6 protein-coding genes are annotated in these 11,287 nt (G+C 73.6%); 2 read left to right on the forward strand and 4 right to left on the reverse strand.

The annotated features are described in order from the left end of the window. Positions 1 to 169: 169 nt before the first annotated feature. On the reverse strand, positions 170 to 2,830 hold the full coding sequence (locus tag ACXJMZ_RS29275) for an ATP-binding protein (RefSeq protein WP_457033082.1): 2,661 nt from the start codon (positions 2,828 to 2,830) through the stop codon (positions 170 to 172). A gap of 603 nt (positions 2,831 to 3,433) precedes the next feature. On the opposite strand from ACXJMZ_RS29275, the gene ACXJMZ_RS29280 reads away from it, so the two are divergent. Continuing rightward, positions 3,434 to 3,568, forward strand: a complete 135-nt coding sequence (locus ACXJMZ_RS29280; protein ID WP_457033083.1) for a pirin-like C-terminal cupin domain-containing protein — start codon at positions 3,434 to 3,436, stop codon at positions 3,566 to 3,568. 40 nt (positions 3,569 to 3,608) lie between these two features. Here the strand turns inward: ACXJMZ_RS29280 and ACXJMZ_RS29285 are convergent, their stop codons facing one another. The 3 genes from ACXJMZ_RS29285 to ACXJMZ_RS29295 all read right to left on the reverse strand — a co-directional run bounded on the left by ACXJMZ_RS29285 (position 3,609) and on the right by ACXJMZ_RS29295 (position 10,179). Then, positions 3,609 to 6,578 carry a helix-turn-helix transcriptional regulator gene (locus ACXJMZ_RS29285; protein WP_457033054.1) on the reverse strand — a complete coding sequence of 990 codons (2,970 nt, stop codon included), beginning with the start codon at positions 6,576 to 6,578 and terminating at the stop codon, positions 3,609 to 3,611. 92 nt (positions 6,579 to 6,670) lie between these two features. Continuing rightward, positions 6,671 to 6,874 carry a hypothetical protein gene (locus tag ACXJMZ_RS29290; RefSeq protein ID WP_457033055.1) on the reverse strand — a complete coding sequence of 68 codons (204 nt, stop codon included), beginning with the start codon at positions 6,872 to 6,874 and terminating at the stop codon, positions 6,671 to 6,673. Positions 6,875 to 6,939: 65 nt separating this feature from the next. Beyond that, positions 6,940 to 10,179, reverse strand: a complete 3,240-nt coding sequence (locus ACXJMZ_RS29295; RefSeq protein WP_457033056.1) for a type 2 lanthipeptide synthetase LanM family protein — start codon at positions 10,177 to 10,179, stop codon at positions 6,940 to 6,942. A gap of 148 nt (positions 10,180 to 10,327) precedes the next feature. Between ACXJMZ_RS29295 and ACXJMZ_RS29300 the strand changes: the two genes are divergently transcribed. Then, on the forward strand, positions 10,328 to 11,125 hold the full coding sequence (locus ACXJMZ_RS29300) for an AfsR/SARP family transcriptional regulator (RefSeq protein WP_457033057.1): 798 nt from the start codon (positions 10,328 to 10,330) through the stop codon (positions 11,123 to 11,125). The last annotated feature ends 162 nt before the right edge of the window (positions 11,126 to 11,287 follow it).

Genomic DNA, 11,287 nt, shown 5'->3' on the forward strand with positions numbered 1-11,287 from the left:
AAGCCCACGCCCACCTGTCCCGGACCAACAACCCCACCCCCCTCATCCAAACCGCCACAGCTATCCTCGACCTCGCCGGCGGCCCACTCCGCGAGGGCTACCGCCGAACCTGGCACGGCGTCATCGAATCCGTCACCACCAACCGCTGACACCAACCCAACAGCGGGGCCTACTCAGGTGTTTCGGGTGGTCGGAGCGCGGAGCGGGCAGTGCGGGCCCGGTCCGCCAAGCCCTCGGCTCCGCAGCCCGCAGCCAACTCCAGTCCAAGGGTGAGAAACCTGTCCGCCTCGACGGTCCGCCCGGCCTCGACCAGCGCCATCCCGAGGTCGACCAGGGCGAGGGCGTGTTCATAGCCCGCCGGGGAGTGTTCCAGACGCCGTACGGCTTCCTCGAGCATCGTCACGGCGCGCGGCCCGTCATGGACCGCAGCGCACAGCCGCAGGGCACTGCCGATCGCCGAGTCCGCACCGAACTCCTCGGCGCGGCGCACGGCCTCCTCCGCCAGTCGCCGAGCCCGGTCCGGCTCCTGGTCGGCGACCGCCAGTGCGAGGTGTCCGACCCAGGGCGCCCACACCGGGTTGCGCCAGCCCCGCGCGTCCAGGGTGGCTCCGGCCGTTTCCAGAGCTGCGGCCGCGGCTGCCCTGTCGCCCTGGGCCAACAGGATCCTGCCGTAGAGCGTCGGGGCGTCGGGCAGCACCATCACCGTGGGGTAGGGCGGGCCGTACGAGTACTTCTTCGTGAGCTCCCAGGCCTCGTCGGCTTTACCGCGCGCAAGCAGGGTGTCGGCCAGCACACCCACGGCGAACCACTGCAACGGGATGCCCGGGGCGATCCGCTCGGCCGTCCGCAGGGCGCGACGCAGGAGGTCCTCCGCCTCGACGAGCCTGCCGCACCGGAACCGGAGAAGCCCCATAAGGAAGTACGCGAACCCCAGGTGGCCGCCGCTCCACCCCGCCACCTGGTACGCCCAGATCGCCTCGCCGAACAGCGCCTCCGCGCGGTCGATCCGGTCGGCGTACAGATAGGAGATACCGAGGACGCCCGGCAGCTCGAAGCCCCAGGTCGTGTTCGTCCAGCCGAGATCCCGCGGCAGCCTGCCGTCCTCAAGGGCCGACTCCGCCAAGGCGATTGCCTCGGTGCAGTCCACACCTCGCAGGGTGAGGTCCCAGCAGCGCAGCACCGACACGGCGCTGCTCGCACTGCTGCCCCCGGTGAGCCCCCGCCCGAACTCCTCCAGCCGGCGGGAGCGGCCCGGGCCGTCGTCGTCCTCCGCCTGGAAGGCCGCGAACATGAAGTGCGCGACCTCGAGCCGCAGTCGGCCGCTTCCGGGCTCCGTACGGGCCGCCTCCTCGGCACACACCTTGGCGGCCTGGCCCAGCTGGTTGCTGTGGGCCAGCGCCTGGGCGAGCCGGAACGTCGCGTCCACCCGGAGGTCCGGGCTCAGCCCGTGGGGCTCTTCCAGAGCCAGGCGCAGTTGGTTCACCGTGGTGAGCGGATTGGTGAGCAGGGCCGAACAGCCGAGCTCGTAGAGCACCTGGCCCCGGTCCTCCGCGTCCGGCGGCTCACTCATCGCCCGTTGCAGACACCGCTGCGCCGCTTCGGGCGCGCCGATGGCCAGATGCTCGGCGGCTGCCGCCCGCAGCTTGTGCACCGTCTCGTCGTCGCCGTCCGGAAGGGTCTCCAGCAGGTGCCGGGAGGCGGCCAGCAGGCCCAGGCCGGCGTTCTCGATCTCCGCTGCCGCGACACCGTGCATGCCGGTCCGGGTGCCGGCCGGCATGGACTGGTAGACCGAGGTCGCGATCAGCGGGTGGACGAACTCCAGCCGACCGTCCGAGGTACTGGTCAGCACCCGGAGCCTGCGCAGTTCCCTGATCGACTCCGCGGCCGCATCCGGGCCCTGGGCACAGATGCCGGCCGCCAGCTCCGGTTGGATGTGGGTGCCGAGCATCGACGCCGCCCAGGCGAACCGCAGGGTGCTCGGGCCCAGCTTGTCCAGCCAGTGCCGGAGCGTCATCCCCCGTGCCTCGGCGGCGAGTTCACGCAGTTGGCCGGAGTTCTCCTCGACCGGGTCGAGGTGCTGGTCGTGCACCTCGCGCAGCAGGGCGGCAGTCTCGTACGGGTTGCCTCCGGTGACCGCCCACACATGGCGGCAGAAGCCCTCCTCCGCCGCGTCCCCCAGTGAGGCGCGGACCAGGTCCGCGACCGAGGCCGGCTGAAGCGGGCGCAACTCATGGCGCCGGTCGGCCCGGCCGACGATGCTCCGGTGGAAACCCAGCGCCTCGTCGGGGAATTCGTCGCGGCACGCGAAGACCAGGAGCACCGGCAACTCCCGCGCACGGACCGCGAAGGCCGCCAGCCACTGGAGCGACTCCAGGTCTGCCCAGTGCAGGTCATCGACGATCACAGCAAGCGGTGCCCGATGCCGGACGATCTGGGTGAGCACGAAATCGAGGCCGTCCCTGACACCCTGCGGGTCGAGCTGCCCAGTCGGCGGAAGCAGTCCTACGGCGGGCCCGACAATGTCGAACCACCGCCCGAAGACCTGCCGCTGCTGCTCCTCGCTCAGCCCCGCCACCACCGGCTGCAGCAGCTGACGCACCACGTGGAAGGGCTCGTTGCGCTGCTGCTCGCCGCCACGGGCGAAGAGCACCGTGCAGTCCTCCCGCTTCGCCAACCGACGCACCTCGGTGAGCACGGCAGTCTTACCGAGGCCGGCCCGTCCGACGTAGAGCAGCAGTCCACCGATCTCCGTGCCATCGGCGCCGGCCGGCCGGCCGAGGGAGTCGATCGCCTCGGTCGCCGAACGGATCTCCTCCCCACGTTCGTGCAGGCGAGCCGCGACCGGAGCCGCACTCGAATCGGCCCCTTGTGCAGCGGTACCGCCACCATGACCGTCGTCCCGCCTCGGTAGCCCGTGCTCCTGCTCGGCCACTGCCCGCCCTTCCACCCCACTGCTCGTGCGCCTGCCGTCGAGGCTAGTACCGTACGAGCGGCGGTGGAGTGTCTTTGCGTATGCCGAGCAACGCCCGGCCGGCCCGGACAACAAGAAAGCCCCAGGTCATTGACCTGGGGCTTTCCTTCTGAGCGGGCGACGAGAATCGAACTCGCGCCATAAGCTTGGGAATCTTTGGGCTTTCGGACCCACAAAGGACCTCTGACCTGCACTGATACAGGCCTCCATCACCTGCAGGGGACGACTTGCAGGCCCCTCTTCACCGTTGTTCGCCGGTGCATCTGGCACGGATCTGGCACGCCGTCGAATTGCCGACCCGGAGGATGCGATCCAATCCTCGCGCCGTATCTCGAGGTCCGCCGGATGCTGCTCTCGAACTGGATGCCCTGCAGCGGGCAGGCGTGACATACCTGCTTCGGAGAGGGCTTGACTCGATCGACGGCATCGAGGGGCAGGAGGGCTCTGCACCCCAACCTGGACGTGATCATCATGGGCGGTCAGCCGATCCGGGAGCCGGTCGCCTGGTACGGGCCGTTCGTGATGAACAGTCACCGCGAGCTGGAGCAGGCCATGCGCGACGTCCAGTCCGGCGCCTTCAGCCAGCCGATGGACTGACGTGGCCAAAGGGCCTGGGGCGCTGCCCCAAGCCCTTTCGTCATGCTGCTCCGGCCGTTTCGGTCGCGTAGTCGCACAGCGCCGCTCGGTGCCGACAGCCGGTCTTGGCCAGCAGACTGGCCACGTGCTTCTCCACCGTGCGGGCGGAGATGAACAGCCGTCCGGCGATCTCCTGGTTGCCCGGCCGGGTGCCGAGGAGCAGGAGCACCTCGTACTCCCGGGCGGTCACCCCCTGCCGTCGCAGGTCCACCGGTATCCGGGCGGTGCCACCGCGCCGCTGCCCGACCGGCGCACCCGCTCGGCGCAGCAGGTCCCGGCAGGTGCTGGCGACCACCGGGACGGCCGCCTGGTGGAAGTACTCCTCCGCCTCCCGCAGCCACTCGACCGGCTCGCCCCAGCCGTCGGCCAGCGCGGCCTGAGCGGCCAACCGCAGGCCCAGACGCCCGGCCATCGGGAACAGCCGGGCCGCCTCCCGGGCCTCGTCCACGGCGGCCCGCGCCTCGCCCGCCCGCCCGCTGCGGCCCAGGTGGACGGCCAGGGCCAGCCGCTCGAACTGCCGGTTCCAAGGCAGCCCCGCCGCCGGTTCGGCCGTCACCGCGCGATGCTCCTCGGGGCCGGACCGCCCGGCGAGGGCGAGCAGCAGTGGGCGCAGCCCGTACCGGCCGTTCAGGTAGAAGAGCGACGGGTGCCGCTCCTCCCAGACCAGCGCCTCGTCCAGCTCGGCCAGTGCCCGTTCGTGGTCCTCCTCCAGGAGCGCGCAGACCGCCCGGCTGCCGTAGACCAGCGGCTGCTGGAGCGACTGCTCGCCGCCCCAGCGGCGGAACTCGGCGAGCTCCTGGTCGAGTTCGCGTCGCCGCCCCTGGTGGGCCGCCAGCGCGGCCCGGGTGAGCAGCACGTAGCGATGGTTGTCGGCGTTGCGCAGCCGGGCGGTGGGCGCCAGGCAACGGTCCGTCAGCTCGCGGGCGGCGGCGTACTCGCCGCGCAGCACGGACTGCATCGCGAGCGTGGCCTCGGCGCCGTGCATCAGTGCCAGGGCACCGTGCCCCACCGCTGCCCGGTAGGCGCGCTCCAGGCGGACGGAGGAGCCAGTGCACATGAAGTCGTTGGCGCCCAGCCGCAGCATGGTGCCGATCTGCCAGGTGGTCAGCCCGTGCTCGGTCGCCAGCGCCAGGCCACGCTCCAGGCAGGAGTCCGCCTCGGCGAAGCCCTGGCGCCTGGCCAGTACGGCGAGCAACTCCCATGCCTGGCAGGCGATCTCGGGTGTTCCGAGGCGTTCGGCGGCCTCCGCCGCCTGCCGGGCCAGCGCCTCGGCCCGGGCCCTCCGTTCGACCCCGCCGGTCCCCTGGTCGGCCATGATGAGGTGAGCCTCGACCACCTGCACCGCCGGGGTGAGCGCGGTGCTGTCGAAGCGGCCCAGCAGCCCGCGCACGCGGTGGACCTGCGCGGCCGCCTCCGGGTGGCGGGCGGTGGTGACGGCGGCCCAGGCGAGGCGGGAGTGCAGGGCGGCGAGCCGGTCGACGGACAGCGCGCCCGAGCCCGTCTCCGGCAGCGACTCCACCAGGGCCAGCGCCCGGTCCAACTGCCCGGAGTCCACCAGGGTGTACACGAGTCGCTCGACCACCGGTGCGCGGTCGGCCGCCTGCTCCGGGCTGGTGAGCAGGCTCTCGGCCCGTTCCAGGAGGTGGATCGCCGAGTCCACCGCGCCCGCGCCGAGTGCGGCCCGGCCCGCCTCCGCGTACCGCCGGGCGGCAGCCGTACTGTCACCCGCGGCCAAGCGAAGCACAGCGACCCGGGGACCCCACGCTCCGGGGAGCCCGGGGTGGGCCAGCTCGATGACGTCGGCCGCCCGGACCGCGATGGCCGCCCGTTCGGAGGGCAGCAGCCCGGCGAGCAGCGCTTCGGCCGTCAGGGCGTGGCGGAACTCGTACCAGTCGGCCACCGGGCCGCTCGGGGAGACGAGTTGGGACTCGATCCCGGCGCGGAGGTGGGCCAGCAGTTCCCTGTCGTCCAGCCCGGTGACATCTCGCAGGACGGACAGGGAGAACCGGCGGCCGAGTACGGCGGCGGTCTCCAGCAGGGTCCGGCCCGCCGGACCGAGCCGGGCCGCCCGCTGGGTGACGCTGTGCACCACGCTCCGTGGGACGTCGATGGCCAGATCGCCCCGGAGCAGCCAGTCGCCGTCCGGCCCCCGGTGCAGCGCGCCGGCCGTGACCATCCCGCTGAGCAGTTCCTCGACCACGAACGGGTTGCCCCCAGCGTCCCGGGCCAGCCGGTCGGCCACCTCCGGCGGCAGCGTCCCGGCCCCGGGCGGGCGACCGGAGGCGGCCGCGAGGGCGGCCTCCGCCAGGTCCACCACTTCCTGGTCGGTCAGCGGCCCGAGCTCGGAGAGCAGCGCCGCTCGGCGGCGGCCGAGCGCCCGGGCCAACTCCCCGGCCGGGCCCTCCTCCGGCCGCAGCGTCACCAGCAGACAGACCGGCAGGCCCGACAGGTGGTCGCAGAGATAGTCGACCACGGCCAGGGTCTCGGCATCGGCGTCGTGCAGGTCCTCCAGGACGAGCAGACAGCCACTGCCCTGACTGGACGTCAGATCCCGTGTGGTGACTGCCAACAGGCGCAGCACCGCCTCGGCCGTCTCGATCACCGAGGCCGCCTCTGCCGGAGCCCCGCCCTCGCGCCATTCGGGTAACAGACCCGCGAGGGCGGAGCGGTACGGAGCCAGTTCCGGGCCCTGCGGAGGTCCGCTGAGGCGAAACAGCGAGAGCAGCGCCTCGGCGATCGGCCGGTAGGGCATGGTGACGCCGCCGCTCGCGCCGGCCCGGCCCCGGAGCACCGTCAGGCCGCAGGTGAACGCGCGGTAGGCGCACTCCGCGGCCAGCCGGGACTTGCCGAGGCCGGCCTCCCCGAGCAGGAACACCGCGCGGCCCCGACCGGCCCGGGCCGCGGCCAAGCTCTCGTCGAGCAAAGCCAGTTGGTCGTGGCGTCCGAGGACCGTCGGCGAAGTGACGAGCATACGCGGATGCTAACGGCGTCGATACGACCTGCCAATACGGCCTGCCCGCAGGCGGCCGGCCGACCGGCGCCACGCGCTCGGCCGGGCCGCCGTCAGCCGTAGCTCACGGTGTAGAGCGTCTCGATGCTGGTGCTGTCGTCGCCGCTGGCGGCGGTCAGACCAGCCAACAGGCGGGCACGACTGCCGACCGGGGACCGGCCCGGCAGCCGGATCTCGCCCGACGGGTGCCGACCGGCCAGGGACTCGTCGCGCAGGGCGGGGTTTCTCCAACTGCCGAGCAGTGACTCGTTGTTCATCGGTTCCTCCTGGATGGGAGAGGCGGGTGCGGGCTTCGTACGAGCGAGCGCCCCGGACGGCGCGGTCAGCGGGCAGGCCGGCGCATCAGCAGGACAGAGGGGACTTGTGGGCCGAAGCCGAGCCGAAGCAGCCCGTAGCCGATCCCCGCGAGGCCGTTGAGCAGCCCGGGGCTGACCACGGCGTCCGGGGTCCCGCAGCGGATGCCGCTGCGGTCGATCGCCGCCAGTAGGGCTCCGGTCCTGGCGAACAGCACGGCCGGGTCGGCCTGACCCGTGGCGGTGGCCACGAGCATCAGCTCCAGTGCCCCGGTCTCGCCGTGGCAGAGGCTGTGGTCGTCCCGGGCGGGGGGCGTGGCCACCGCCCGCGCCACCAGTGCGGCGGCCCAGTCGGGGGCGGCTGACCTGGCCGCGGTCGGCGCGGGGAGGTCGGTCGGCACGGCGGTGAGCCGACCGGCGGGAGCAACGGTGCGGGCGGCCGGAGCGGCGGTGCGGCGGGCGGCCGAAGCGGCGGGCCTGCCGGTGAGGTCGGCCCAGCTGTCTGCGAGGGCCAGCGCGGTACCGAACGGCCCGTCGCTCCACCCCCGGCCGAACGGGGCCTCCGCGTGCCGCGCACCGGCCGTGGCCAGGGCCGCCAGGCCGGCCGCCGTGTACCGGGCGCCGCCGGTCCCGCCGTACCGCAGCAGCGCCCAACCGATCCCGGCCGCACCGGTGTCGAGGCCGCCGTCGGGCAGGCCGGCGACCGGCCGCGCCGCGAGCTGGTCGGCGCAGAGCCGCGCGGTGGTGGCGGCCCGGGGTGAACCCGTGGCCTCGTGGACCGCGAGCATCGCGGCCAGGCAGCCCGCCCGACCGTCGATCACCGTGGGATCGGCCGGTGAACTCCCGTGCGGCCAGGTGCCGGTGGCGGCCCGTTCACCATCGCGCCGGTCCGCCGGAAACGCCGGGTCGGTCCGTCCGGGCGGGGCGGCCGCGGCGGCGGCGGTGAGGTCGACCGCTCTGGAGAGCCAGTTGTCGAGGTCGGGGTCCCCGAGGAGCGGAGCCAGGCGGCTGAGGGCGTACGCGATACCGCCGAGTCCGGCATAACCGGGGCCCACGGTGGACAGGGCGGCGGGCTGTTCGGCCAGGGCGGCGAGCACGGTCGGCACCGGGGTGATCGCCCGGCGGGCGACTGCGGCGTACCGCTCGACGCCGGTCAGCGCGGCGAGTTGCGCGAGGAAGAGCGCCGTACCGCAGTAGCCGTACGGCAGTCCGGCGCCCTGCGGCAGGACGGCCCAGACCCGGCCGTCCAGCGGCTCCAGACCCAGCCAGTTGACCCGCCGTCCGTTGCTCTGCGCGGCCACCACGAGTTGGTCGGCGATGCCGCAGGCGGCGGCCAGCAGCCGCTGCTGGTCGGGCAGGACGGCGGCGGTCGGGCCTGGCGGCGGCAGCGGCCGGACGGCACCGGTTCCTCGGGGAGCCAGGGTGCCCCGGGTGGCCAACGTCGCCCGGATCACCCACTCCTGGTCGAGTCGGTCCGCCCGGCCCAGCCCGAGGAGGTGGCGCTCGGCCCGGGCCAGGCCGGTCTCGCGGATCAGGCCCCGCACCGTCAGGTGACCGATCGTCAGCTGGTCCGCCCCCGGCAGCGTACGCAGCAACGGCACGTCGCCCTCCCAGAGGCAGGCGAGTTCGGCCGCCACCAGTGGCCGCAGCACCTGATCGGCCGCGGACTCCCGCCACAACGCGTCGAACAGGCGGTCCCGATCGAGCGCGTCGCGCAGCACGTCCGGGTGGGTGGACTCCTCCAGCAGTGCGGCGTACCAGCGTGTGGCCCGCAGCACCACCCGGCTCTCGTCCGCCGCGAAGCGGGCCAACAGGCCGTCCGGGCCGCAGAGTTCGGACCGATGGGTGGCAAGGACGTCGTAGCCGAGCCGAAAGCCCGCGACCAGGTCCTCGGTGTACGCGGCAGGATCGGCATCGGCGCCATCCAGCTGCGGCCGGTTGGCCGCGCCCCGGAACACCCCGGTGGTACGGATCAGCCGCATCTCGTCGGTGGCCGGCGCGTCCCAGCCGGGGATCTCGTCCGGCAGCGGCACGCCACGGTCACCGCCGAGCGCGGACACGTCCAGCGTGCCCTGCTCGCCGGTCAGGAGTGCGGGCAGCAGCGCCGTCCTTCGCACGGACGCCTCCAGCGCGGCGAGCGCCGGGTCGTCGTTGGTGGTGCCGGCCATCGTGGGCTGGAGCAGCGTCTCCAGATCGATCGGCACCGGTTGGTCGGCACAGGCGATCAGGTTCTCGAGGTGCAGGTCGGTGCCGCCCAGGCCGTGGAAGAGGGCGAGCAGCGCGCCGAGCCGCTGGTAGAACTGCCGTACCTGCTCCCGGCTGGTGCAGGGCGCGGGCGTCACGTACTCGACCCAGCCGTACCCGGGCCGTTCCAGGACCACCAGGGTGCGAGGGCCGAGCCCGGGCAGCCGGGCGCCGTACCACTGGGCCACCTCGTTGAAGTGCCGGTGAACCGCGAGCGGGCGGGGCTTGTACACCACCGTGGCGCCGTTCGCGAAGCGCAGCAGCGCCACCGTGCGACCGCCCTCGTGCGCGTCCCCGCTCCCGGTCCGGACCTCGACCAGCGGGCCCGGATCCGTACCCGCAAGCAGCGTCTCGACCAGCGCGGGACGGTCCGCCTCGTACCGGGCGAGCAGTTCGGCCCATACCTCGACGCTGCGCTCGCAGTGCTGCGCGAGCAGCCGGGCCAGCACGGGGTACTCGACGAGCAGGGCCCGCAGGCCCGCCCGGGTGGAGCTGCGGCGGACGAAGTCGGCGAACCGCTGCTGCGAGGTCTCGCCCGTGAGGCGTCCGGTGACACGGTCGACGTTCAGCTCCAGCACCAGCGAGCGGCGGGCCAGGGCGACCAGCGCGGTGCTCAGTTGGGTGCTGAAGCAGCGCCGCAGTTGGGCGTCGGCCGGCGCGGGCAGCCGGGCGGCCGCCCGCTCGACGAACGGGGCGAGGACGGTGGCGAAGCCCTGGTGCCATCCGGACACCGGAGCGACCGGAGCGGTCAACGGGGCGGCGGTGACGGCGTGTTCGACGGTACCCACCCAGGCCGGGCGTTCGAGACGGTCGGCCAGCAGGTCGGCCGGTTCGGCAGCCAGCGCGTGCAAGTCGCCTTCCGTCAGCCCCAGTTCGGCGAGGCGCTGCCGGAAGTCCGAGCTTGACGGGTAGTCGGCGAGCCAGGCGCTGACCAGCGCGGTCGCCTGCTCGTACCGCGGCCGACCGCCCTTCATCCGCTCGGCAAGCGAAACTCCCTTGGCCCACCAGGCCACCGTCTCGGTCATGAGAATCACCCTGTCAGCGCGCCCGGACCCACGGTATGGGGGACGGCCCCCATATTCGGTGGGATCGCAGGGCGGGCCGCTCGGCCGGGCGGGAATCCGGGGGCGTGCTCCCATGGGCCCTCCACCCCGGCGGGACCAGTCTGAGGGCATGACCCTGAACTGTCCGGCGTCCACAGCCGAGCATCCGAGGCTCAGCGTTCTGGGCCCGCTGTCCGCGACCGTGCACGACCGTCCCGTCCGCCTCGGCGGCCCACGCCCCCGAGCCCTGCTCGCGGCACTGATCCTCGCCGAGGGCGCTCTCGTCCCCGAGGAACAGCTGATCGACGCGGTCTGGGGGGACAACCCGCCCGAGAAGCCACGGCAGGCCGTCCAAACCTATGTCTCCGACCTGCGCCGGGTGTTGGAGCCCGGCCGACGGGCCGGTGAACCCCCCGCCGTACTGCTGCGCGGGCCGTCCGGTTACGCGCTCGCGATCGGCGCGGCGGCGGTGGACGCCCGGGAGTTCGCCGAGTTGGTGTTCGCCGCCGACTCCACCGGGTCACCGGGCCGCGCCCTGGAACTCGCCGACCGCGCGCTCGGCCTGTGGAACGGACCCGCCTACGCGGACCTCATGGACGCACCCTTCCTGGCCGCCGAGATCGGCAGGCTGGAGGAACTGCGCTCGATCGCCTCGGAGCGGCGGGTCTCGGCCCGGTTGGCCCTCGGCGACCACCGGGTCTCGCTGGTGGAGAGCCGGGCACTCACCACCGAGTACCCGCTCCGCGAATCCGGTTGGGCGTTACGGGCCCTGGCCCTCTACCGTTGCGGCCGACCGGCCGAGGCCCTGCAGATCCTCGGCGCGGCCCGCCGGCTGCTCCGTGACCAGCTGGGCACCGATCCCGGCCCCGAACTGTCCCGCCTCACCCAGCGCGTCCTGGCCCACGACCCGGCCCTGCTGCTGACCTGAGCCTTCCTGTTCGGGAGCAGGGCCCGCCACGCCGACACCGCGCAGGGCGCTGCTCCCGAACGCGACCACCGTCCCGCCCACCAGGAACAGCACGGCGACCACCGTGAGCGCGCTCCCCGCCCCGCCCTGCTGCACGATCAGCCCCGCCCCGAGCGGGGCCAA

This window comes from Kitasatospora sp. P5_F3 (assembly GCF_054049135.1).